This is a genomic window from Pseudomonas sp. THAF187a (assembly GCF_009363395.1).
Taxonomy (GTDB): domain Bacteria; phylum Pseudomonadota; class Gammaproteobacteria; order Pseudomonadales; family Pseudomonadaceae; genus Aquipseudomonas; species Aquipseudomonas khazarica.
In genome coordinates this window covers 1,203,189-1,226,756 of the sequence record NZ_CP045349.1, presented here as the reverse complement: position 1 = coordinate 1,226,756, position 23,568 = coordinate 1,203,189, and the positions used below count along the sequence as shown (strand labels likewise).

Genomic DNA, 23,568 nt, shown 5'->3' with positions numbered 1-23,568 from the left:
CAGGCCGCGTCAGGTGTCACTCGTTGGGCAGCAGTTGGCAGCCCTGGCGCGCGCCCAGCCACGCGGCGCTGTGGGTACGGCCCAGGCCGCTGGCGGTCACGCGCCTGGCGTCTTCGTCGTCGAGCAGGCTGCTGATCGGCACGTATTGCTGCACGTAGCCTTCGCAATAGGCCGCCGGGTTGCCGCTGACGTAACGGCAGGAGCAGTACTCCTTGGCCGTGTAGGCGCCGATGATGTCGGGGAAGGCCGCCAGGTGCTGGCGATTCGCCCAGGCCCAGGCCAGCAGCACGAGGAGCAGCAGGGCCAGCACGCTGAGCAGCGGATGACGACGGATCATGGCTGTACCTCCGCGGCGAAGGCCGCCTGCACGCGCTTGAGCAATTCGTTGTGCTGGAAGCTGCCGTCGCGGTCATCGGCATAGCGCACCACCACCAGGTTCTCTTTCGGCATCACGTACAGGCCCTGCCCCCAGTGCCCCAGCGCGGCGACCGTATCGCTCGGTGCGTCCGGCCACGGTCGCGGCCGGCCCGGCAGCTCGGGGTTGAGCCACCACTGACCGCCGGGTACGGCATCACCCGGAGCGACCCCCTGCGCCATGTAGGCGGCGAAGGGCGTGGAAACGAAATCGACCCAGGCCGACGGCAGCAGCTGCCGCTCGCCCCAGCGCCCGCCGCGCTGCATGAGCAGGCCGATGCGCGCCAGGTCACGGGCGGTCATGTAGGCGTAGGACGAGGCGATGAAGGTCCCGCTGGCATCGCGTTCCCATGCCGCGCTGGTGATGCCCAGCGGCTCGAACAGCGCGGTCCAGGGATAGTCGGCGTAGGCCTGCTGCCCGAGCATGCCGCGCAGGGTGGCGGCCAGGACATTGCTGTCGCCGCTGGAATAGCGGAAGCGCGTACCGGGCGCGGCGTCGGCCGCATGCGCAGCGGCGAACGCGGCCATGTCGCCACGCCCCCGGGTGTAGAGCATGGCCACCACCGACGACTTCAGCGGCGCGTATTCGTAGTCCTCCTGCCAGTCCAGACCCGAGGCCCAGTTGAGCAGGTGTCCCATCTTGATCTGCGGGTGCTCGGCCATCGCCGGGTAGTACTGCGCGGCCGCTGCATCGAGCCTGAAACGTCCCTCGCCATAGGCCACGCCGAGCACGGTGGCGAAGACGCTCTTGGCCATCGACCAGCTCAGGTGCGCGGTCTGCGCCGTGGTCGGATCGGCGTAGCGCTCGTAGACGATGCGGCCATCGCGCACCACCAGCAATGCGTCGGTACGAATGCCCGTGCGCTGGGCATCGTCACGTTCGGGGAAGGCATAGCGCTCCAGCTCGGCGAGGGCTGGCGTCTGCGCCGCAGCCTGCACCTGCCAGTCGGGCTGCGGCCAGTTTTCCGCGTGGGCGGCGCCGGCAAGCAGGCTGAAGCCGAGCGTCAGGCTCAGGCGGCGAAGAGAACGGATCGACATGGCGGGCCTCGGTTTAATGACCGAGGCGCACCCTAGCATGCCGGCCACGACAGCTTGAAGCGCCTATTGCGCCATCTGCCGGACTCATCGGGGCAGGCAGTAATCCTCGGGGCCCATCAGGTCGAGGCCACACTCGAGGTTCTCGATCCAGTAGAGGAAGGCGCTGATCATCTCCGCCCCCACGAAAGGCCGGCCGTGCTGCGGCACGATCATCGCCACATCCATCTCGCGCACCATCGCCGCCCACAGGCGGCAGGCCTTGTTGCCGGCCATGTAGCGACGGTGGAAGCCCTCCATGTTCGGCACATGGTTGACGAAGTCACGCACCGGCGTGGCGTCGTCGACCATCGACGCGCCCATGTCGCCGGAGAAGAGGATCTTGCTCACCGGGTCATACAGCTGGAAGTTGCCCACCGAGTGGAGGAAGTGCGCGGGCACCGCCTTGAGCTTGCACTTGCCCAGCGGGATGCTCTGGCCACGGTCCGGCAACGCGATGATGCGGTCGTAGGTATTGATGCCACGGCTCAGGGCCAGGTAATTGGCCGTCAGGTGCGGCAGGAAGCGGGCCCACAGCTTGGAGCAGATGACCCGTGCGCTGGTGTGCAGCAGCCACTTGTCCAGGGACGCGATGATGTCCGGGTCCTGGTGCGAGGCGAAGATATAGGTCAGGTCCTGCACGCTGATGTGCTTGGACAGCTCCAGCGACAAGGGGGTGTACGTCAGGTCACCGCCCGGATCGAGCAGCAGGTACTGCTCGTTGTCGGTGATCAGGAACTGGTTGGATTGCACGCCCTCGCCGCTGACCAGGTCATCGAACATCAGGCATTGGTGGCTGCCGTTATCGAACAGCACGATGGGCTCGCGGCGCATGGAAACCTCTCGGGAAAAACGCGAGGCCACATTAATCCCATGCCCAGGGGCCGGCACTGATATGGATCAACAGCCGGCGACAATCCGTCGCGCTTTCTCCAGGCGCTTGCTGCGCGCCGCCTCGGCAATGCGCAGCAGGCCCTGGTCGCGCTGCCACAGCCCGGCCCAGTGCGCCGGGCCGGCGGCCAGCGCCGCATCCAGTTCGCCGGCCAATGCCTGCTGCTCGGCGAACAGGCCGGCCAGCAACAGGTGCGTAGTGGCCGCATTGGGCGCCTGCCGCGCCACCTCGGCGCAACCGGCCAGCAAGGCCTGCAGACGCAGCAGCAGGGGTTCGGGCCAGGCGCATTCACGCCCCACGCCGGACAGCCACGCGGTCACGGCGGTCAGCACGTGCAGATCCTCCAGGGTGCGGAAGGGTTTGACGTAGTCGTCCCAGCCATCGCCGGCCAGACGCTCGCCCTGCGCCTGATCCAGATGCAGGCGGGCATGGCCGATATCAGGCATCAGCGGCAACGCCGGCAAGGCTTCGATGCGTACACCCGGTGCGCCCTGGCGAACCACGCCGAGGGCCAGGCGCGGCGACTCGTCCGCCGCCTCCTCGCGAGCAGCCACCAGCAGCCAGTCGGCGCACTCGGCGGCGGTGACGAAGTCCTTGCGGCCACTGACGTACAGGCCGTAGATGCGCGTGCTCATGTCCGCCGGGCGGGTGCTGCGGTTCTCCGTCACGCACAGGGCGCCGGCCGTCCACGGCGCTGCGGGCCAGAGCACCCGCAGCGCCGCCTGGTAGCCGGCAAGAAAGGCCAGGCCCGGCGTGGCCGCGCGCAGGCCGCCGACCAGCGCCAGCTCGAACGGAGCCGGCGTCCCCCCCAGGCTGGCCAGCAAGCGGCCATACCAGTCCTCCAGGCCCTGCTCCGCAGACAGACGCTCGACAGGCTGAAACAGGCTCGACCAGAGCATCGCAGATCTCCTTCGGCAGCGCCTCGGGCGCCGTCACATAAGCATCAAAAAAGCGTCACGGTGATGACACCACACCGACCTAGCCTGAGCTTGCCCAACAAGATCGACCGGCTGCAAGTAGCCAGCCGGCACACGGAGGATCAGGCATGACTCAAACCGCTCGCCGTCTGCAGGCCGAACGCCTGCAAGGCCCCGCCGCCCTGCGTGAAGCTCAGGCCTTGCGCTACCGCGTGTTCAGCGCGGAATTCGACGCCAAGCTCAACGGTGCCGAACTGGGTCTGGACATGGACGACTACGACATTCACTGCCGCCATATCGGTGTGCGCGACATGCAGAGCGGTGAGCTGGTGGCCACCACCCGCCTGCTCGATCACCAGGCCGCTGCCGGCCTGGGCCGCTATTACAGCGAGGAAGAATTCGCCCTGCACGGCCTGACCAGGCTGGAAGGTCCGGTACTGGAGATCGGCCGTACCTGCGTCGACAGTGCCTACCGCAACGGCGCCACCATCGCCGTGCTCTGGGGTGAGCTGGCCGAGGTCCTCAACGAGGGCGGCTATCGCTACCTGATGGGCTGCGCCAGCATTCCCATGCAGGACGGCGGCATCCAGGCGCAGGCGATCATGCAACGCCTGCGCGAGCGCTACCTGTGCACCGAGCACCTGCGCGCCGAACCCAAGCACCCGCTGCCGCAGCTGGACCTGCCGGGCAACGTCATCGCCGAGATGCCGCCGCTGCTCAAGGCCTACATGCGCCTGGGCGCGAAGATCTGCGGCGAGCCCTGCTGGGACCGCGACTTCCAGGTGGCCGACGTGTTCATCCTGCTCAAGCGCGACGAGCTGTGCCCGCGCTACGCCCGCCACTTCAAGGCCGCGGTCTGAAACGCGCTGGCGGCGGCGCGCCCTGCCCGCCGTCGCCGGCAGACAATCCGGCCGGCCATCGCCAAACGCCGTCATCCGTGGATAATGCCGGCACTCGTTTTCAAGCGGAGGCCTCGATGGCCAAACTGCGTCTTTCCCTGCGCCTCTTTCATCTGGCTCTGGTGATCGCCTTCGGCGCACTGCTGGCCGGCATCGTCAGCCTGTGCGAGCGCGTCGCCCGGCATGACCTGATGCCCTTGCGGCAACGCCTGACCCGCTGGTTCCTCGCGCGCCTGGGCGGCGCCCTGCCCTTTCGCGTGACGGTCGCCGGCGAGCTGCCCGCGCAGCCGATGCTGTGGGTGGCCAACCACGTGTCCTGGACCGACATCCCGCTGCTCGGCGCCCTGCAGCCGATTTCCTTCCTGTCCAAGGCGGAAGTGCGTGCCTGGCCGGTGGCCGGCTGGCTGGCGCACAAGGCCGGCACCCTGTTCATCCGCCGCGGCTCGGGCGACAGCAACCTGATCGGCCAGCAGATCGGTCGTCACCTGCAGCAGGGTCACAACCTGCTGATATTCCCCGAGGGCACCACCACCGACGGCCTGGCCGTGCGCACCTTCCATGGCCGCCTGCTGAGCAGCGCCATCGACAGCGGCGTCGCCCTGCAGCCCGTGGCCATCCGCTACCTGCGCGCCGGCCAGCCCTGCCCGGTGGCGCCGTTCATCGGCGACGACGACATGCTCTCGCACCTGCTGCGCCTGCTTTCCAGCCCGGCGGGCGAAGTCGAGATCCGTCTCCTCGAGCCGATCCCCAGTGCCGCGCGCAGCCGCAACGAACTGGCGCGCCACAGCCAGGCGATCATCGCCAGCGCCCTGCAGGCGGACCTGCCGCCGGGTCAGGCCGAAGCGGCCTGACCCGACACCCTCAGGCGGCTGGCGGAACGATCAGCGCGTCGCTGTCGATCGTCGCCAGCAGGCGGTTGGCCACGCTGCCCAGGAAGAAACGCGAAACGCCCTCGCGCGCATGCGTGCCGAGCACCAGCAGATCGCCGCCGGACTGGCGCAGGGCGTCGCCGACCACACCCTCGGGCGAACCGATCTGTACCAGCAGGCGTTCGTGATCGAGGTTCACCCCGACTTCGGCCAGCCGCTCGCTCACCTGCTGACGCTGCACGTCCCGCTGGTCCTCCAGCACCTCGGCGCTGATCCCGACCTCCATCACCGCACCGGCGGCCACCGGCTCGACCGCACTGGCGACATGCAGCTGCTCCGGCACCAGCAGGCCCAGCTCACGCGCGCGCACCAGGGCCTGTTGCGCGGTCCGCGAGTGGTCCATCGCCAGCACCGCATGGCGGTATGCATGCGTCACCGGACCGTTGACCCGCAGCACCGGCAGATGGCTGCTGCGCACCACCCGCTCGAGCGTGGTGCCGGAGAAGAAATCACGCAGCGGAGATTTGCGGTGCGCCCCGACCACCAGCAGGTCGGCGCCCATGCCCTGGGCACTCTCGACGATGACCACGTCCGGTTCGCCGGTGCCGACCAGCACCTGCGGGCGGCAACCCGCCTGCTCGGCCAGTCGCTGCGCCTGGCTCTGCAACAGGGTCTCGGCCTGCTGCACCTGGCGCTGGACGATCTCGACCGGCGCGTCGTCATCGATCACATGCAGCAGGCACCACTCGCCACCGCCCTGCTGACGGATCAGTTGCACGGCGCGCTGCACCGCATGCGCCGAGCGCTCGGACAGGTCGGTCGCTACCAGAATCTTGATCATCTCGTTTCCTCCATGCGTTTAACACCGAGTTACATTCAAGCCTCTCCTGACCCGCCACTCGTTGATGCAAGTCAGGTCGGGGGCGGTAAAGCCAACTAGGGTATCCCTGACGATTCGCTCGGCCGACGGATGCGGCCCACCGCAGGAGACACGCCCCATGGGCAACCGCCCCTCTGAACATAGTGACCGCGCCTGGCACGAATTGACTGCACAGCAGGCCCTCGATGCGCTGCACAGCACGCCGGGCGGGCTCGACAGCGAGCAGGCCCGGGTGCGCCTGCAGCAGCACGGCGCCAACCGCCTGCCGCCCCCGCAGAAGCGCGGCCCGCTGCTGCGCCTGCTCTACCAGTTCCACAACGTGCTGCTGTACCTGATGCTGGGCGCCGCGCTGATTGCCGCCCTGCTCGGCCACTGGGTCGACACGGCGGTGATCCTGGCGGCGGTGCTGATCAACGTGGTCATCGGCTTCATCCAGGAGGGCAAGGCCGAGAATGCCCTGAACGCCATCCGCGACATGCTCTCACCCCACGCCATGGTGCGCCGGGACGGCGAGCGCCACGAGATCAATGCCGAGCAGCTGGTTCCCGGCGACGTGGTGCTGCTGGTCTCCGGCGACAAGGTGCCGGCCGACCTGCGCCTGCTCAGCGTGAAGAACCTGCTGGTGGAAGAAGCGGCGCTGACCGGCGAATCGGTACCGGTGGAAAAGTCCGTGGCGCACTGCCGCCAGGACGCCGCCCTGGGTGATCGCCGCTGCATGGCCTACTCCGGCACCCTGGTCAGCAGCGGCCAGGCCAGCGGGCTGGTGGTCGCCACCGGCGCGGACACCGAGCTGGGCCGCATCGGCGCCATGCTGCAGCAGGTACAGGCGCTGTCCACCCCGCTGCTGCGGCAGATCGAGCAGTTCAGCCGCTGGCTGGCCGTGATCATCCTGGTCCTCGCCCTGGCCACCTTCATCCTCGGCACGTTCTGGCACGGGCAGAACCCCGGTGACATGTTCATGATGGTGGTGGCGCTGACCGCCTCGGCGATCCCCGAGGGCCTGCCGGCCATCATGACGGTGATCCTCGCGCTCGGCGTCCAGCGCATGGCCGGGCAGAACGCCATCGTGCGGCGCTTGCCGGCCGTGGAGACCCTGGGCTCGGTGACAGTGATCTGCTCGGACAAGACCGGCACCCTGACCCGCAACGAGATGACCGTAAAACGCGTGGTCAGTGCCGAGCGCGTCCTCGACGTCAGCGGCGTCGGCTATGCACCGGAAGGCGCCTTCCATCTGGACGGCCAGCTGCAGGAACCCGACCACGCCCTGCTGGAAACGGCGCGTGCGGCGCAGCTGTGCAACGACTCCCACCTGCAGCAGGACGAGCATGGCCACTGGCGGCTGCACGGCGACCCCACCGAAGGCGCGCTGCTGACCCTGGCGCTCAAAAGCGGCCTCGACATCCAGGCGCTGCAGGCGCAACTGCCGCGCAGCGATGCGATTCCGTTCGAGTCCGAGCATCGCTTCATGGCCACCCTGCATCACGACCACGCCGGCCAGGGCCTGGTCTACCTCAAGGGCGCCCCCGAGCGTCTGCTGGACATGTGCGCCAGCCAGCGCCTGGCCGATGGCAGCGATGCCCCGCTGGACGCCGACTACTGGCGACGCCAGGCCACCGACCTGGCCGCCCGTGGCCTGCGCCTGCTGGCCCTGGCCAGCAAACCGGCGGCGTCCAGCCAGCGCACCCTGAACTTCAGCGACGTGGAGACGGGCCTGACCCTGTTGGCGCTGGTCGGCATCATCGACCCGCCGCGAGAGGAAGCCATCGCCGCCGTCGCCGAATGCCAGCAGGCCGGCATCCGGGTGAAGATGATCACCGGCGACCACGCCGAAACCGCGCGCGCCATCGGCGCCCAGCTGGGCATCGGCATCGGCCTGCCGGCGATGACCGGCGCCGAGCTGGAGCTGCTCGACGACCGCCGCCTGCGCGAGGTGCTGCCTGGCGTGGAAGTCTTCGCCCGGGCCAGCCCCGAGCACAAGCTGCGCCTGGTACAGGCCATGCAGGACAGCGGTGAGGTGGTGGCGATGACCGGTGACGGCGTCAACGATGCCCCGGCGCTGAAACGCGCCGACGTCGGCGTCGCCATGGGCCACAAGGGTACGGAGGCGGCCAAGGAGGCCGCCGAGGTGGTGCTCGCCGACGACAACTTCGCCACCATCGCCGGCGCCGTGCGCGAAGGCCGGGCGATCTACGACAACCTGAAGAAATTCATCCTCTTCGCCCTGCCGACCAACGGCGGCCAGGCGCTGATCGTAATCTTCGCCATCCTCTTCCAGGCCGTGCTGCCGCTGACCCCGGCCCAGGTGCTGTGGATCAACATGGTCACCTCCTGCACCCTGGGGCTGGCTCTGGCCTTCGAGCCCAGCGAGCGCGGGCTGATGCAGCGCGCCCCGCGCGCCCCCGACGAGCCGCTGCTGTCGGCCTTCTTCGTCTGGCGCGTGCTGATGGTCTCGGTGCTCATCGCCAGCGCCGGCATCGGCCTGTTCCTCTGGGAGCTGGAACTCGGCAACAGCGTGGAAAGTGCCCGCACCATCGCGGTCAACGCCGTGGTGATGTGCGAAATCTTCTACCTGTTCAACAGCCGCAGCCTGCTTGGCCCGGTGCTCAGCCGCGAGGGGCTGCTGGGCAACCCGGCCGTGCCGCTGACCATCGCCCTCTGCCTGGTGCTGCAACTGCTGTTCACCTACGCGCCGCCGCTGCAGGGCGTGTTCGGCTCCGAGAGCATGAGTGCCGACGAATGGCTGCGGGTGCTGCTCGCCGGGGTGACGCTGTTCGTCGTCGCGGAACTGGAGAAATGCCTGGTGCGGCGCTGCGGCCTGCATGCCCGGGCGACCTGAGCGGCGACGCTAGCGCACAGCGTTCAGCTCGGCCTCGGCAAAGGCCATCAGCTCGGGGTAGAAGGCACGAAAGTCGTCGCTGAGCGGCACGTACAGCCGCTCCAGCTCGACCAGGCTGCCGTCGAGCAACTGCGGTCGTGAAAGACGCCGCTGCATGCCGGCAATCACCTGCTCGAGCACGGCGAACTCGCGATAGCTGCCGAGCCAGTCCTGCGCCGCCATGCGCGGCGCCATCAGCGCCAGACGCCCCGGCAGCGCCGGCTCGGCGGCCAGTACCCGGTACACCTGCCCGGTGAACTGCTGCAGCGGCTGTTCGGCATAGTCCTGCCAGTCGCGCGCCAGGCAGTGGTCGAAGAACAGGTCCAGCAGCATGCCCGCCATGCGCCGTCGCTCGAGCGGGAAGCGCGCCCGTGCGCGCGCCTGCAGCGGATGGCTGTCGGTGAACGCATCGATACGTCGATGCAGGCGGATGGCGGCTTCGATATCGGCGGGCCACTGGCCGTTCAGCGGCCCTTTGACGAAGTCGCCATACAGGCTGCCGAGCAGTTGCGCTCGCGTGTCGCCACCCAGGTGCAGATGAGCCAGATAGTTCATGCCACGAGCTTAGCGCCAGACGCCGGACAATCGAAGCCGTCGATGGCGACTATCGGGACAATCGATCTGTATATCGACTCGAAGCGATATAAGGTTCGCCACATGACGATACACACCGACAGCACGATGGACATCGACCTCGACGCCATCATCAAGGCCCTCGCCCACCCCGTACGCCGCGACATTCTCGACTGGCTGAAGGAACCCGAGCGCCACTTCCCCGAGCAGGAGCACCCGCTGGAAATCGGCGTGTGCGCCGGCAAGATCTTCCTGCGCACGGGGCTGTCGCAATCCACCGTCTCCGCCCATCTGACCACCCTGCAACGCGCCGGTCTGGTGACCAGCCGCAAGGTCGGTCAGTGGCACTTCTTCAAACGCAACGACGAGCTGATCCAGGCCTTCGTCGAGCGTCTCGGCCAACAACTCTGAACCCGGAGGTAACACCATGCCCACTCTGTTCGACCCTATCCAGATCGGTGATCTGCAACTGGCCAACCGCATCATCATGGCCCCCCTGACCCGCTGCCGCGCCGACGAAGGCCGCGTCCCCAACGCGCTGATGGCCGAGTACTACGTGCAGCGTGCCTCGGCCGGCCTGATCATCAGCGAAGCCACCGCCGTCACGCCGATGGGCGTCGGCTACCCGAACACCCCCGGCATCTGGTCCGACGAGCAGATCCGTGGCTGGAGCAACATCACCCACGCCGTGCACGCCAACGGCGGCAAGATCGTGCTGCAGCTGTGGCACGTGGGTCGCATCTCCGACCCGATCTACCTCGACGGCGAGCTGCCGGTAGCGCCGAGCGCCATCCAGCCGGCGGGCCACGTCAGCCTGGTGCGTCCGCTGAAGAACTTCGTCACCCCGCGTGCCCTGGAAACCGAAGAGATCGCCGATATCGTCGAGGCCTACCGTCAGGGTGCCGAGAACGCCATGGCCGCCGGCTTCGACGGCGTGGAAATCCACGGTGCCAACGGTTACCTGCTCGACCAGTTCCTGCAGAGCAGCACCAACCAGCGTACCGACCGCTACGGCGGCAGCCTGGAAAACCGTGCCCGTCTGCTGCTGGAAGTGACCGACGCCGCCATCTCCGTATGGGGCGCAGGCCGCGTCGGCGTGCACCTGGCGCCGCGTGCCGACGCCCACGACATGGGCGACGCGAACCGCGCCGAGACCTTCGGTTATGTCGCCCGTGAGCTGGGCAAGCGCGGCATCGCCTTCATCTGCGCCCGCGAGAAGGAAGACGACGACAGCCTGACGCCGCAGCTGAAGCAGGCATTCGGCGGCGTGTTCATCGCCAACGAGCGCTTCACCAAGGACCAGGCCAACGCCTGGCTGGCCGGCGGCAAGGCCGACGCGGTGGCCTTCGGTGTGCCGTTCATCGCCAACCCGGACCTGCCGGCGCGCCTGGAACAGGATGCCGCCCTCAACGAGCCGCACCCGGACACCTTCTACGGTTCCGGCCCGGTTGGCTACATCGACTACCCGCGCCTGTAATCGCCAGCCAGGTCCCTCCCACGGCGTGACACCTGTGGCAGGGGCTTTGCCCGCGACCAAGAAAAACGCCCCGCAATGCGGGGCGTTCGTTTATCCGGCGTAGCCTCAGCGCCGATCGATCTGCTGCTGCAGGTTGACCATCTGGCTCTGCAGCGTATTGATGTTGCGCGTCATCTGCGCGCGGAAGGCATCGAACTCGGCGGTGTTCGGACCGGCGCTGGCAGCCGGACGATTGTCCAGCTCGCTGCGCAGTACCAGCAGGTCCTGCTCCAGGCTGCGAATGGCCTGGCTCGGGTCGCCCTGCTTCTGCAGCGTCTGGACATCGCCAGCGAGGCTCTTGATACGGCTGTCGAGCTTGTCCAGCGCCGCCTGCGTCGCCTTGGCATCACCCTGCGCCGCCTTCAGTGCCGCCTGCTCGCTGGCCAGCGCCTGCACCCGCTTGTCGAGCTCGGCACTGGCGCCAACGCCGCTCTTCAACTCGCTGCCCAGCTGCTCGACGCGCTTGTCCAACGCGGCCTGTGCGGTCGCGCCCTGCTGCTGTTGCTTGGCCAGTTCGGCCAGGCGGTTTTCCAGTTGCTTGACCTGCAACTTGAGCGCCTCGCTGCCGCTGGTGACGCTGGACTCGGTGGCCACCACCTTGCCGGAAATGTCCTGGATGCGTCCGGCAGCTTCCTCGCTGATGCGCGCGAAGCTCTCCTGGGTCGCCACCAGGCGCTGCTCCATCAGGCCGATCTGCTGCAGGCTCCACCAGCCCAGCCCGGCCAGGGCGAAGCTCAGCGCACCAACCAGTGCCCACAGCGGCCCGGTGCTGGCGCCCTTCACCACCGGCGCCTTGGCGCTGCTGGCGCGGGGGCTACGCGGCGCGGGTTCGTCATGCAGGTCGGCGTAATCCTCGCGGCGCTCGGGGGTCAGGCTGGGTAGGTTGTCGAGCTCGTCGTTGGCGTCGTTGCGCATGGTCAAACCTATGGGGGAAAGGGGTGAACGAAACTGCCGCGCAGTATACCGATTCGCCACTGGCTCATCAGCGCCGCGCCAGGGAGGTGCGCGGCGCACCGACGAAGGGCGCGACAGGGCCATCGACCCGCCTCCGGCCCAGCAGTTCCGCGAAATTTGAACTGGTACGCACTTTGCTTTTCCAGTTGTCGTGGGCACGCCGACCCGGTGTCGCTCACAAGCCAGCAGGCGGCCTGAAAGTTCTGCAAAGCACGAAAAGGAGTCGGTTCCAGGTTCTGGCGAGCCAGAGCGATGCAAGGCGCAGACAGATGATCTGGCGCCGTTCACCAACAGTGACGGCAGCCTGACGTTCCAGCCTGTTTGCAACGCGGCAACGCCCACGCTCGATCGACCGCGAACGGACTCGACGCAGTGTCCCAGCCAGAGGACGAGGGCTGGCGCGATCACGGATGGCGACGGACGCCGCAGACCGTGATCCTTCAACCAACCGGGGGAAGTGGCAATGGAACTGAACAAAGAAGTACTGGACTGCATGAAGACACTGCGCCGCCGTCTGCGCGACGAGCTGGCGGTCGACATCCGCCTGAGCCAGAGCGATGTCATCAGCGCCATGCTCGACGGCAGCCTGCAGTCCAACGACGAGGAAACCCGCCGCCTGGGCCAGCGCCTGGCCGAGCTGTCCGATCAGCCACGGCGGGCCACCGTCACCCCGCTGGCCACCGTCGAAGTGCCGGTCGGCGAAGCGACCGGCTCCGTGCGCATCTACCGCGGCCAGCGCATCTACGCCTGATCGCCACACTGCACCTGCCACCAGGTGCAGAACTCATCCAGCGCATCCCACAGGCTCGCCGTCGGCTGGTAGTCGAGGAACTCACGTGCGCGATCGATGTTCAGCGAGAAGTCCCTGGCCATCACCGCCACGCCGAGACGAAACAGGCCCGGCTCGGGCCGGCCCGGCAGTATTCGGCAGATGCCCTCGTTGAGCGAGGCGGCGGCATGGGCCAGGGCGAACGGCATGTGCCGCGTGACCGGTGGCAGCTCCAGCCGGCGCAGCACGTAGTTGACCACGTCCCACAGCGGCACCGGCGTACCGTTGCTGATGTTGTAGACCTGCCCCAGCGCCGGGCCGCTGACCTGCAGCGCGCTGAGCAAGGCCGCGTTGAGGTTGTGCACGTTGGTGAAGTCGACCTTGTTCAGGCCATTGCCGATGATCGCCAGGCGGCCCTTGCGCTGCATGCCGATCAGTCGCGGGAAGATGCTGGTGTCACCGGCGCCGGTGACGAAGCGCGGGCGCAGGGCGATCACCTCCAGGCCGAATTCCTGGGCGCCGAACACCTGCTGCTCGGCCAGGTACTTGGTCTTGCCGTAATAATGATCGGAAAAACGCTTGGGCACCTGCTCTTCGCGGATATCGACGTGGGCGCGACCATCGAAGTAGATCGACGGTGAGGACAGGTGCACCAGGCGCCGTACCTTCTGCTTGAGGCAGGCCTCGATGACGTTCTCGGTCACCGTCACGTTGGCCTGGTGGAAATGCGCGTAGTCGCCCCAGACGCCCACCGCGCCCGCACAGTGCACCACCGCCTCGACATCCCGACACAATGTCCGCGCCAGCTCGGCATCGCCCAGGTCGCCCTGGACGAACTCGGCGCCACGCTTGATCAGGTGCTGCACGCCATCCGCACGCCGGCCGTTGACCCGCACCGTCAGGCCCTGTTCGAGCGCGAAACGAGCGAAACGCCCACCGATGAAACCGCTCGCGCCGGTGACCAGAATCCTCATCGCATCCCCCTGTCGTTCTTGTGTTTGCCGCACTCTAGCAGCGCCAACCCGGCGTCGCCCTGTCGCAGGCGGCCAGAACAGCGACCTGCCAGGCCGCGCACGGCGTCAACGCCCGGCCGGCGTCACCAGCACGGTGGCCGCCGCACGCTGCAGCTGTTGCGTCAGCCCGGCCAGGAGCTCACCACCGTTGCGCCAGTGATGCCAGTACAGCGGCACATCGATGCAGCGCTCGGGCAACAGGTCCACCAGCCTGCCGCTGGCCAGTTCCTCGCGTACCTGCAACTGCGGCACCAGGCCCCAGCCCAGGCCGGCCTCGGCCATGCGCACGAACCCCTCCGAAGACGGACACAGGTGATAGGCGAAGGCACCGCTGACGCCCAGTTCGGCCAGGTAGCGATGCTGCAACTGGTCGTCCGGCCCATAGACGATAGCCGGTGCGCGGGCCAGCGCAGCGGGGCTGACGCCCGAGGAGAAATGCCGGGCGATAAACGCCGGGCTGGCCAGGGCGCGGTAGCGCATCGCCCCGAGGGCCAGGCTGCGCGCCCCGGCCACGGGACGTTCGGCGGCGCACACGCAACCGGCCACCTCGCCGGCACGCATGCGCTTGAGGCCGACGTCCTGGTCCTCCACCACCAGGTCCATCAGCACCCGCTGGCTGGCGCAGAATTCGGTGGTGGCCGCCGCCCACCAGGTGGCCAGGCTGTCGGCGTTGATGGCGATCCGCAGGCGCTCGGGAGCGCTCTGCTCGTCCAGCCCGGGGACCTGGCCCTGCAGGTCGCGTTCGAGCAGGCGCACCTGCTGCACGTGGTTGAGCAGACGGCGGCCGATCTCGGTGGGCGCAGGCGGCAGCGCGCGCACCAGCACCGGTTGGCCGACCCGCGCCTCGAGCAGCTTGATGCGCTGCGACACGGCCGACTGCGACAGCCCCAGCACCTGCGCGGCGCGCTCGAAACCGGCCTGCTCCACCACCGCGGCCAGAGCCGCCAGAAGTTTGTAGTCGAACAATCGATTTTCCTAATGACTGATCAGCAATATTTGTTTCTCTTATACATCCAGGCTCAGCAGAATCGCCAGCATTCACTCGATCAGGAGCCCGCCATGTCCGGCGAAACCAACCTCGCGCGACTGCTGCAGAGCATGACGCCGCACCTCAACCCCGGTCAGTACGTATTCTGCTGCGTCGCCGCCGATCACGACTGCAGCGCCCTGCGCCCGCTGGCCAGCGTGCAGGAAGCCGAAGGCCTGACCCTGGTGCTGCCACGGGAAAGCGCCGATGCCCACGGCCTGAGCTACGACTACGTCGCGGCCTGGATCACCCTGCAAGTGCATTCGTCGCTGGCGGCGGTGGGCCTGACCGCATCCTTCTCCGCCGCCCTGGCGCAGGCCGGCATCAGTTGCAACGTGGTCGCCGGCTTTCACCACGACCACCTCTTCGTGCCCAGCGAACGCGCCGAACGGGCACTGTCCACCCTGCGCGCCCTGGCGGCGTCCTCCCTGCCGGAATCCGCCTGATGTGGCAGAGCTACAGCAACGGCCTGCTGGTCGCCATCGGCCTGATCATGGCCATCGGCGCGCAGAACGCCTTCGTCCTGGCGCAGAGCCTGCGCCGCGAGCATCACCTGCCGGTGGCAGCCCTGTGCATCCTCTGCGATGCGTTGCTGGTCGCGGCCGGGGTCTTCGGCCTGGCCACCCTGCTGGCACAGAGCCCGACGCTGCTGGCCATCGCCCGCTGGGGCGGTGCGGCCTTCCTGATCTGGTACGCCAGCCAGGCGCTGCTGCGCGCCGTACGCCCCCAGGCGCTGCAGGCCAGCGGTAGCGAGCCGCGCTCGTTGCGCGCGGTGATGCTCGCGGCGCTGGCGGTCACCCTGCTCAACCCGCACGTCTACCTCGACACGGTGCTGCTGATCGGTTCGCTGGGCGCCCAGCAGCCCCAGCCTGGCGCCTATGCAGCCGGCGCCGCCAGTGCCTCGCTGCTGTGGTTCAGCGCCCTGGCGCTCGGCGCGGCGTGGCTCGCCCCCTGGCTGGCCCGCCCGCTGACCTGGCGCCTGATCGACCTGGGGGTCGCGGCGATGATGTTCGCGGTGGCGGCACAACTGATCCTCGGCGCGCTGTAATCGCGCATAATGCCCCTGGCTCATTACGCCAGGAGCAACAATGGATACCTTGCATGGCATGCGCGTGTTCGTTCAGGTGGTCGAGCGCGGCAGCTTCACCGCCGCGGCGCAGGCGCTCGACCTGTCCACGGCACAGGTGTCACGGCTGATCGCCGACCTGGAGCAGCACCTGCAGGCGCGCCTGCTGCAGCGCACCACGCGGCGCCTGGCCCTGACCGAAACCGGCGAACGCTACCTGGAGCGCTGCCGGCAGATCCTCGAGCAGGTCGACGAGGCCGACGCCGAAGCCCGCGGCGCTCATCAGACCCCCAGCGGTCGCCTGCGCGTGCACACCATGACCGGCCTCGGCCTGCAGCACGTCACCCCGCTGATCGCCCGCTACGCCGAGCACCACCCCCAGGTCGTGGTGGAGCTGACCCTGGCCCAGCGCACCCCCGACCTGCTCGAAGACGGCCACGACGTGACCATCGCCTTCGCCCGTGACCTGCCGGACTCGCAACTGGTCGCGCAGCACCTCGGGGCGATCCACAGCGTGATCTGCGCAGCCCCCAGCTACCTGGCCCAGTACGGCATCCCCGAGCAGCCGCAGGACCTGCAACGGCACCGTCACCTGCGCCTGACCGACCCGCTGTATCGCGGTCAGTGGGATTTCGGTGACGAACAACTGGAGGCCCTGCCGAGCGAATGCTTTCAGGTCAACGTCGCCGAGGCACTGGTCAAGGCCGCCCAGGCCGGCATGGGTTTCTGCCTGCTGCCGTCCTTCGTGGCCAGCCAGCCGCTGCGCGAGGGACGCCTGCTGCGCATCCTCCCACAACACCGCCTGCGCGCGCTGAACATCTACGCGATCTATCCGTCGCGGCGCTTCCTGGATGCCAAGACCCGCACCTGGGTCGAATTCCTCAAGGCCGAACTGCCGCCTCTGCTGCAGGGCGACGAGGCCATACTGGACGACCCGCAGCACTGGGCGACGGCGGAGAAATTGTTGCGCAAGGGGTAAGGGTCATTCACCCGGAACGCGCTTTTTCGCCTGTGCACGCCTCATTAGGATGGCTTCGAACCCACGAAGAATCCCACGAGGATCACCCCATGAAAAACCTTATGACTGCCGCCGCCCTCTCCCTCAGCACCCTGCTCGCCGCTCAGGCCTGCCTGGCCGAAGAGTCGCCCGCCTTCATCGCTCACCAACAGGCGCAGCTGCAACAGCAGCACGAGGCAAATGCCGAGCGTCACGCGCAATCGACCCACGCGCAGCAGGCCGACCAGCAAGGCTGAAGCCCCCGCTCCACCCGGCGCTGGCCTCCTCCCCTGCTCCTGGCCAGCGCCCCTCGGGCCGGCACGCCGGCCCTCTTTAGCACCACCTTCAGCACCACCTTCAGCACCACCTTCAGCACCATATCGAGGTCATCATGAAAGCGATCGCCTGCCTGCTGGCGCTGGGTTGCAGCATCGACCTGGCCCAGGCCGAAACGGCCGAGCACTATCACTACGGCATGCAACTGGATATCGCCCGGATCGTCAGCCAGACCCTGCCCCAGGGTTGCGACGTCGGCGAAGCCCGCCTGGTCTACCTGAACTCCCAGGGCGAGCGACACACGCTGATCTATCAGCGCATCGGTGAAAACTGCACCGGCTGATCCTCCCTCCTGCAACGGGCACACGCAGCCCGTCACCCCGCCCCGGCAAACTCATCAGCGCGGTCTACCCTGAAAGAACGGCAGCCCTGCCGAAGCGGGTACAACCCCGGTTGCACCTGAAGCAGGCCGACCCGCGCTCGCCCGGCTGCCAGGCCGCGACCCAGGGCGCGCCGCTGCGTGCACCCTCGAGGTGCAAGAGCAGCGAGCCCTGACGTTCGTCGCCCCGGAGCATTTATTGGTTGCACCTGGTTGCACCTTGCATATTCTCAGGTTTAATCTCCCGCAGCTTTTCTGTTGCCCGCCATCCCTGGCAGCAACCCTTCGGGCCGTCGCAGGCGACGTCAAAGATTGCCCAGGCAATTTTTCTACCGTGCATAACCTGATAACAAGTAGGACTCCTCATGGCTACCACCACCCTTGGCGTAAAACTCGACGATGCCACCCGCGAGCGCTTGAAGAAGGCCGCCCAGCAGATCGACCGCACTCCGCACTGGATGATCAAGCAGGCAATCTTCAACTACCTGGAGCAGGTCGAGAGTGGTCTGACGCCCGCCGAGCATGCCGGCCTGGCCGCAGCCGCCGGTGAGGAAGCCCTGGAGTCGCTGAGCGAACAAGGCCTGCAGGTGTTCCTCGACTTCGCCGAGAGCATCCTGCCGCAGTCGGTGCTGCGCGCCGCCATCACCAGCGCCTATCGCCGCCCGGAAACCGAAGTGGTGCCCATGCTGCTGGAGCAGGCGCGCCTGACCAGGGAGCAGGCCGAGGCCTCGCAGAAGCTGGCCCTCGGCATCGCCGAGAAGCTGCGCAAGCAGAAGAACGCCAGCGGCCGCCAGGGCCTGGTGCAGGGCCTGCTGCAGGAGTTCTCGCTGTCGTCGCAGGAAGGCGTGGCGCTGATGTGCCTGGCCGAAGCGCTGCTGCGCATTCCGGACAAGGCCACCCGTGACGCCCTGATCCGCGACAAGATCGCCAACGGCAACTGGAGCCAGCACCTGGGCCAGAGCCCGTCGATGTTCGTCAACGCGGCGAGCTGGGGCCTGCTGATTACCGGCAAGCTGGTCTCCACCCATAACGAAGCGGGCATGACCTCGGCGCTCAACCGCATCATCGGCAAGAGCGGCGAGCCGGTGATCCGCAAGGGCGTGGACATGGCCATGCGCCTGATGGGCGAGCAGTTCGTCACCGGCGAGACCATCGCCGAAGCCCTGGCCAACGCCGCCACCCTGGAAAGCAAGGGCTTCCGCTACTCCTACGACATGCTCGGCGAAGCCGCGCTGACCGAAGAAGACGCCAAGCGCTACCTGGCCTCCTACGAGCAGGCCATCCATGCCATCGGCAAGGCCTCGCATGGCCGTGGCATCTACGAAGGCCCGGGCATCTCGATCAAGCTCTCGGCCCTGCACCCGCGCTACAGCCGCGCCCAGTACGAGCGCGTGATGGAGGAGCTGTACCCGACTCTGCTGAGCCTGACCCAGCTGGCCAAGCAGTACGACATCGGCATCAACATCGACGCCGAGGAAGCCGACCGCCTGGAGCTGTCGCTGGACCTGCTCGAGCGCCTGTGCTTCGAACCGAGCCTCGCCGGCTGGAACGGCATCGGTTTCGTCATCCAGGCCTACCAGAAGCGCTGCCCGTACGTGATCGACTACGTCGTCGACCTGGCCAAACGCAGCCGCCACCGCCTGATGATCCGCCTGGTCAAGGGCGCCTACTGGGACAGCGAGATCAAGCTGGCCCAGGTCAACGGCCTGGAAGGCTACCCGGTGTACACCCGCAAGCCGTACACCGACGTGTCCTACATCGCCTGCGCACGCAAGCTGCTGGCCGCGCCGGAAGCCATCTACCCGCAGTTCGCCACGCACAACGCCCACTCGCTGTCGGCCATCTACAACCTGGCCGGGCAGAACTACTACCCGGGCCAGTACGAGTTCCAGTGCCTGCACGGCATGGGCGAGCCGCTGTACGAGCAGGTGGTCGGCAAGATTGCCGATGGCAAGCTGAACCGTCCGTGCCGCATCTATGCGCCGGTGGGCAGCCACGAGACCCTGCTCGCCTACCTGGTACGCCGCCTGCTGGAAAACGGCGCCAACACCAGCTTCGTCAACCGCATCGCCGACCACAGCATCTCGCTGAAAGACCTGGTGCTGGACCCGGTGGTCCAGGTCGAGCAGATGGCGGCCCAGGAAGGCACCATCGGCCTGCCGCACCCGCGCATCCCCATGCCGCGTGACCTGTACGGCCAGCAGCGCCTCAACTCCTCCGGCCTCGACCTGGCCAACGAACACCGCCTCGGCTCGCTGTCCTCGGCACTGCTGTCGACCGTCAACCACAGCTACCTGGCCGAGCCGATGCTGGGTTGCGATGGTGCAACCCCGGGCGAGCCGGAGCCGGTACGCAACCCGGCCGACCACCGCGACCTGGTCGGCCACGTACGTGAAGCCAGCATCGCCGACGTCGACAGCGCTATCCTCTGCGCCATGGCCAGCGGACAGATCTGGCAGTCCACCCTGCCGGCCGAGCGCGCCGCCGTGCTGGAACGCGCCGCCGACCTGATGGAAGCCGAGCTGCAGCAACTGATGGGCCTGCTGGTGCGCGAATCCGGCAAGACCTTCGCCAACGCCATCGCCGAAGTGCGCGAAGCCGTGGATTTCCTGCGCTACTACGCGATCCAGGCGCGCAGCTTCGGCAACGACAGCCACCGCCCGCTGGGCCCGGTGGTGTGCATCAGCCCGTGGAACTTCCCCCTGGCCATCTTCAGCGGCCAGGTCGCTGCGGCGCTGGCCGCCGGCAACACCGTGCTGGCCAAGCCGGCCGAGCAGACCCCGCTGGTCGCCGCCCAGGCTGTGCGCATCCTCCTCGAGGCCGGCGTGCCTGCAGGTGCCGTGCAGCTGCTGCCGGGCCGTGGCGAAACCGTCGGTGCGCGCCTGGTGGGTGACGAGCGCGTGCGTGGCGTGATGTTCACCGGTTCCACCGAAGTCGCCGGCATCCTCCAGCGCAACATCGCCGGCCGCCTGGATGCCCAGGGCCGTACCATTCCGCTGATCGCCGAGACCGGCGGCCTCAACGCCATGATCGTCGACTCCTCGGCACTGACCGAGCAGGTGGTGATGGACGTGGTGGCTTCTGCCTTCGACAGCGCCGGCCAGCGCTGCTCGGCCCTGCGCGTGCTGTGCGTGCAGGATGACGTCGCCGACCGCGTGCTGACCATGCTCAAGGGCGCCATGGCCGAGTACAGCCTGGGCAACCCGGAGCGCCTGAACACCGACATCGGCCCGGTGATCGACGCCGAAGCCAAGGCGGGCATCGAGACCCACATCCAGAAGCTGCGCGAGAAAGGCCGCAAGGTCACCCAGCTGGCGCGCGCCAACGGCGAAGAGATCAAGCGCGGTACCTTCGTCGTGCCGACCCTGATCGAGCTGGACAGCTTCGATGAAATGAAGCGCGAGATCTTCGGCCCGGTGCTGCACGTGGTGCGCTACCAGCGCGCCGACCTCGGCAAGCTGCTGCAGCAGATCAACGACAGCGGCTACGGCCTGACCCTCGGCGTGCACACGCGCATCGACGAGACCATCGCCCAGGTGGTGGGCACAGCCAAGGTCGGCAACCTGTACGTCAACCGCAACATGGTCGGCGCCGTGGTCGGTGTGCAGCCGTTCGGCGGCGAAGGCCTGTCCGGCACCGGCCCGAAAGCCGGCGGCCCGCTGTACCTGTACCGCCTGCTGTCGACCCGTCCGCAGGAAGCCGTTGCCCAGTACCTGCAACAGGCCGACGTGCAGACCCTGCCCGCGCCGAGCGAGCTGGACAAGCTGCGCGCCGCCTTCGCCGAGTGGGCAGGCCAGCAGGAGCCGGCCATCGCCGCCCTGTTCGAGCAGTACCGCAGCCTGTCGCAGAGCTACAGCAGCCACCTGCTGACCGGCCCGACCGGCGAGCGCAACAGCTACACCCTGCTGCCGCGCGAGCACGTACTCAACCTCGCCGACGAGCGCGGCGACCTGCTGGCCCAGCTGGCCGCCACCCTGGCGGTCGGCAGCCGGGCGATCTGGCTGGAAAGCCAGCGCGCGCTGTACAGCGAACTGCCGAAGGAGGTGCAGAAGCACATCCAGCTGGTGGCCGACTGGAACAGCATCGACGTGGAGCTGGATGCCATCCTGCACCATGGCGATTCCGACCAGCTGCGCGCGGTGAGCGAGCAGGCTGCGCAGCGCAAGGGCGCCATCATCGGCGTGCACGGCCTGAACAAGGGCGAGACCGACATCGCGCTGGAGCGCCTGCTGGTCGAACACGCCCTGAGCGTCAACACCGCGGCGGCGGGTGGCAACGCCAGCCTGATGACCATCGGCTGATCGCCGGCGTCATCACCGAGTCGCACCGTGGAAAGCCTGCTGAAAGCTTTCCACGGCATGCTGCAACCACGGCGCGACTGCCTGCAGGGGCTACCCGCCCGGCGCCGTGTTCCTTCCCGATAGGCCTCCGGGCCCGCGTACGCCTACCCGGCAAACGCACCAGGCGGGGTCACCCACCCCGCCTGCCCCTCCCCACGCATGCGAAAAGTTTTCATTTCGCCATCATTGCGTTGTCAAGAAAACTGACTAGTGTCTGATCAGGCTGACGCCTGCAAAGCGTCGGACCGAGCTGCAGTCCTGCCTCGTCGCACGTGCTCGACAACGCCTGAAACAGGGATGTGCGTTGACGAACCTGGTCCATTGATTCAAGTCAGGATGCTGTGCTCGTCAAACGCGCTCAATACCAATGTCCCCACGTGACATGGAGGTAATTGAGATGTCTGATTCGACGCAAAAACTCCGCCTCGGCGCCCTGATCGCGCTGGTGGTCGGCTCCATGGTCGGTGGCGGTATCTTTTCCCTGCCGCAGAACATCGCCGCCAGCGCCAGCGCCGGTGCCACCCTGATCGGCTGGCTGATCACCGGGGTCGGCATGCTCACCCTGGCATTCGTCTTCCAGACCCTGGCCAACCGCAAGCCCGAACTCGATGGCGGGGTGTACGCCTACGCCAAGGCCGGTTTCGGCGACTACATGGGTTTCTCATCGGCCTGGGGCTACTGGATCAGTGCCTGGATCGGCAACGTCAGCTACATGGTGCTGCTGTTCTCCACCCTCGGCTACTTCTTCCCGGTGTTCGGCGAGGGCAACACCCTGCCGGCGGTGATCTGCGCCTCGATCCTGCTGTGGCTGCTGCACTTCCTGGTGCTGCGTGGCATCAAGGAAGCGGCCTTCATCAACACCGTCACCACCATCGCCAAGATGCTGCCGCTGGCGCTGTTCATCATCATCGCCGCCATCGCCTTCAAGCTCGACGTGTTCACCAGTGACTTCTGGGGACGCGGCAACAGCGACCTGGGCAGCGTGATGGACCAGGTGCGCAACATGATGCTGGTCACCGTCTGGGTGTTCATCGGCATCGAGGGGGCGAGCATCTTCTCGGCCCGCGCCGAGAAGCGCAGCGACGTCGGCAAGGCCACGGTGATCGGCTTCGTCGGCGTGCTCCTGCTGCTGGTCCTGGTCAACATCCTGTCGCAGGGCATCATGGCCCAGGCCGAGCTGGCCGGGCTGAAGAACCCGTCGATGGCCGGCGTGCTGGAGCAGGTGGTCGGCCCCTGGGGTGCGCAGCTGATTTCCATCGGCCTGATCGTCTCCCTGGCCGGAGCGCTGCTGTCGTGGACACTGCTGTGCGCCGAGATCCTCTTCGCCAGCGCCCGCGACCACACCATGCCGGAGTTCCTGCGCAAGGAGAACGCCAACCACGTTCCGGCCAACGCGCTGTGGCTGTCCAACGGGCTGATCCAGCTGTTTCTGATCATCACCCTGTTCAACGCCTCCACCTACCTCAGCCTGCTGTACCTGGCCACCTCGATGATCCTGGTGCCCTACTTCTGGTCCAGCGCCTACGCGGTACTGCTGGCCGTGCGTGGCGAGACCTACGAGAACGCCGCCGGCGAGCGCAACAAGGACCTGTTGATCGCCCTGGTTTCCACCCTGTACGCGGTCTGGCTGCTGTACGCCGCGGGCGTGCAGTACCTGCTGCTTTCGGCTCTGCTCTACGCCCCAGGCGCGATTCTCTTCGCCAAGGCCAAGCACGAACTGGGACAACCCATTTTCACCGGCGTCGAGAAGCTGATCCTCGTCGCCGTACTGATCGGTGCCGCCATTGCAGCCTACGGGCTCTACGACGGTTTCCTGAGTCTCTAGGAGAAGGAGTTCT

Annotated in this window: 22 protein-coding genes; 13 read left to right on the top strand and 9 right to left on the bottom strand. The window is 67.5% G+C overall.

From position 1 onward, the window contains the following. Window positions 1-16: 16 nt before the first annotated feature. The 4 genes from FIV02_RS05630 to FIV02_RS05615 form a co-directional block, all read right to left on the bottom strand. On the bottom strand, window positions 17-337 hold the full coding sequence (locus FIV02_RS05630) for an amidase (protein WP_150608345.1): 321 nt from the start codon (window positions 335-337) through the stop codon (window positions 17-19). Continuing rightward, a complete protein-coding gene (locus FIV02_RS05625; RefSeq protein WP_152488048.1) occupies window positions 334-1,452 on the bottom strand; it encodes a serine hydrolase in 1,119 nt (372 codons plus the stop codon). The genes FIV02_RS05630 and FIV02_RS05625 overlap by 4 nt, the downstream gene beginning before the upstream one ends. An 84-nt stretch (window positions 1,453-1,536) precedes the next feature. Next, window positions 1,537-2,322, bottom strand: coding sequence for an MBL fold metallo-hydrolase (locus tag FIV02_RS05620; protein ID WP_037046995.1), 786 nt, complete (start codon window positions 2,320-2,322; stop codon window positions 1,537-1,539). Window positions 2,323-2,388: 66 nt separating this feature from the next. Further along, window positions 2,389-3,279 (bottom strand): acyl-CoA dehydrogenase family protein, encoded by an 891-nt coding sequence (locus tag FIV02_RS05615; protein ID WP_152488047.1) that lies wholly within the window; start codon window positions 3,277-3,279, stop codon window positions 2,389-2,391. Between the two features lie 146 nt (window positions 3,280-3,425). Between FIV02_RS05615 and olsB the strand changes: the two genes are divergently transcribed. Together olsB and FIV02_RS05605 are read left to right on the top strand one after the other, a co-directional pair. Beyond that, window positions 3,426-4,157 carry an L-ornithine N(alpha)-acyltransferase gene (gene olsB, locus FIV02_RS05610; RefSeq protein WP_037046991.1) on the top strand — a complete coding sequence of 244 codons (732 nt, stop codon included), beginning with the start codon at window positions 3,426-3,428 and terminating at the stop codon, window positions 4,155-4,157. Window positions 4,158-4,273: 116 nt separating this feature from the next. After that, on the top strand, window positions 4,274-5,047 hold the full coding sequence (locus tag FIV02_RS05605) for a lysophospholipid acyltransferase family protein (RefSeq protein WP_152488046.1): 774 nt from the start codon (window positions 4,274-4,276) through the stop codon (window positions 5,045-5,047). Window positions 5,048-5,057: 10 nt separating this feature from the next. On the opposite strand, the gene FIV02_RS05600 is transcribed toward FIV02_RS05605, so the two are convergent. Then, window positions 5,058-5,906 carry a universal stress protein gene (locus tag FIV02_RS05600; protein WP_037046986.1) on the bottom strand — a complete coding sequence of 283 codons (849 nt, stop codon included), beginning with the start codon at window positions 5,904-5,906 and terminating at the stop codon, window positions 5,058-5,060. Window positions 5,907-6,063: 157 nt separating this feature from the next. Here FIV02_RS05600 and FIV02_RS05595 point away from each other — a divergent pair, with 157 nt between their 5' ends. After that, a complete protein-coding gene (locus tag FIV02_RS05595; RefSeq protein ID WP_152488045.1) occupies window positions 6,064-8,781 on the top strand; it encodes a cation-transporting P-type ATPase in 2,718 nt (905 codons plus the stop codon). A gap of 9 nt (window positions 8,782-8,790) precedes the next feature. On the opposite strand, the gene FIV02_RS05590 is transcribed toward FIV02_RS05595, so the two are convergent. Continuing rightward, complete coding sequence (locus FIV02_RS05590) at window positions 8,791-9,375, bottom strand: ACP phosphodiesterase (RefSeq protein WP_037046980.1); 585 nt, start codon at window positions 9,373-9,375, stop codon at window positions 8,791-8,793. A 126-nt stretch (window positions 9,376-9,501) separates the two neighbouring features. Between FIV02_RS05590 and FIV02_RS05585 the strand changes: the two genes are divergently transcribed. Continuing rightward, on the top strand, window positions 9,502-9,804 hold the full coding sequence (locus FIV02_RS05585) for a helix-turn-helix transcriptional regulator (protein WP_037047412.1): 303 nt from the start codon (window positions 9,502-9,504) through the stop codon (window positions 9,802-9,804). A gap of 16 nt (window positions 9,805-9,820) precedes the next feature. Beyond that, window positions 9,821-10,870 carry an alkene reductase gene (locus FIV02_RS05580; RefSeq protein ID WP_152488043.1) on the top strand — a complete coding sequence of 350 codons (1,050 nt, stop codon included), beginning with the start codon at window positions 9,821-9,823 and terminating at the stop codon, window positions 10,868-10,870. Window positions 10,871-10,975: 105 nt separating this feature from the next. Here the strand turns inward: FIV02_RS05580 and FIV02_RS05575 are convergent, their stop codons facing one another. After that, the gene (locus FIV02_RS05575) at window positions 10,976-11,824 is read right to left on the bottom strand and encodes an ATPase (protein WP_152488042.1); all 849 of its coding nucleotides are present in this window, start codon (window positions 11,822-11,824) and stop codon (window positions 10,976-10,978) included. Between the two features lie 502 nt (window positions 11,825-12,326). On the opposite strand from FIV02_RS05575, the gene FIV02_RS05570 reads away from it, so the two are divergent. Further along, entirely contained in the window at window positions 12,327-12,614 is a 288-nt protein-coding gene (locus FIV02_RS05570; protein ID WP_037046969.1) for a hypothetical protein, read from the top strand. On the opposite strand, the gene FIV02_RS05565 is transcribed toward FIV02_RS05570, so the two are convergent. Both FIV02_RS05565 and FIV02_RS05560 read right to left on the bottom strand, forming a co-directional pair. Next, window positions 12,605-13,606, bottom strand: a complete 1,002-nt coding sequence (locus FIV02_RS05565; protein ID WP_152488041.1) for an NAD(P)-dependent oxidoreductase — start codon at window positions 13,604-13,606, stop codon at window positions 12,605-12,607. The two genes, FIV02_RS05570 and FIV02_RS05565, sit on opposite strands and share 10 nt — an antisense overlap. 105 nt (window positions 13,607-13,711) lie before the next feature. Next, on the bottom strand, window positions 13,712-14,611 hold the full coding sequence (locus FIV02_RS05560; RefSeq protein WP_134677731.1) for a LysR family transcriptional regulator ArgP: 900 nt from the start codon (window positions 14,609-14,611) through the stop codon (window positions 13,712-13,714). 93 nt (window positions 14,612-14,704) lie between these two features. On the opposite strand from FIV02_RS05560, the gene FIV02_RS05555 reads away from it, so the two are divergent. From FIV02_RS05555 to arcD, 7 genes are all read left to right on the top strand, one after another. Continuing rightward, window positions 14,705-15,118: an ACT domain-containing protein gene (locus tag FIV02_RS05555; RefSeq protein ID WP_047587431.1), complete on the top strand. Its 414-nt coding sequence runs from the start codon at window positions 14,705-14,707 to the stop codon at window positions 15,116-15,118. Next, the gene (locus FIV02_RS05550) at window positions 15,118-15,720 is read left to right on the top strand and encodes a LysE/ArgO family amino acid transporter (protein WP_134677732.1); all 603 of its coding nucleotides are present in this window, start codon (window positions 15,118-15,120) and stop codon (window positions 15,718-15,720) included. Before FIV02_RS05555 ends, FIV02_RS05550 begins: the two co-directional genes overlap by 1 nt. Window positions 15,721-15,760: 40 nt before the next feature. Next, complete coding sequence (locus tag FIV02_RS05545) at window positions 15,761-16,717, top strand: LysR family transcriptional regulator (protein WP_037046953.1); 957 nt, start codon at window positions 15,761-15,763, stop codon at window positions 16,715-16,717. Between the two features lie 89 nt (window positions 16,718-16,806). Further along, window positions 16,807-16,992: a hypothetical protein gene (locus tag FIV02_RS05540; protein ID WP_152488040.1), complete on the top strand. Its 186-nt coding sequence runs from the start codon at window positions 16,807-16,809 to the stop codon at window positions 16,990-16,992. Window positions 16,993-17,126: 134 nt separating this feature from the next. Further along, on the top strand, window positions 17,127-17,354 hold the full coding sequence (locus FIV02_RS05535; RefSeq protein WP_152488039.1) for a DUF2790 domain-containing protein: 228 nt from the start codon (window positions 17,127-17,129) through the stop codon (window positions 17,352-17,354). A 401-nt stretch (window positions 17,355-17,755) separates the two neighbouring features. Beyond that, the gene (gene putA / locus FIV02_RS05530) at window positions 17,756-21,691 is read left to right on the top strand and encodes a trifunctional transcriptional regulator/proline dehydrogenase/L-glutamate gamma-semialdehyde dehydrogenase (protein ID WP_152488038.1); all 3,936 of its coding nucleotides are present in this window, start codon (window positions 17,756-17,758) and stop codon (window positions 21,689-21,691) included. 436 nt (window positions 21,692-22,127) lie between these two features. Then, entirely contained in the window at window positions 22,128-23,555 is a 1,428-nt protein-coding gene (gene arcD, locus FIV02_RS05525; RefSeq protein ID WP_134677736.1) for an arginine-ornithine antiporter, read from the top strand. Window positions 23,556-23,568: the final 13 nt, after the last annotated feature.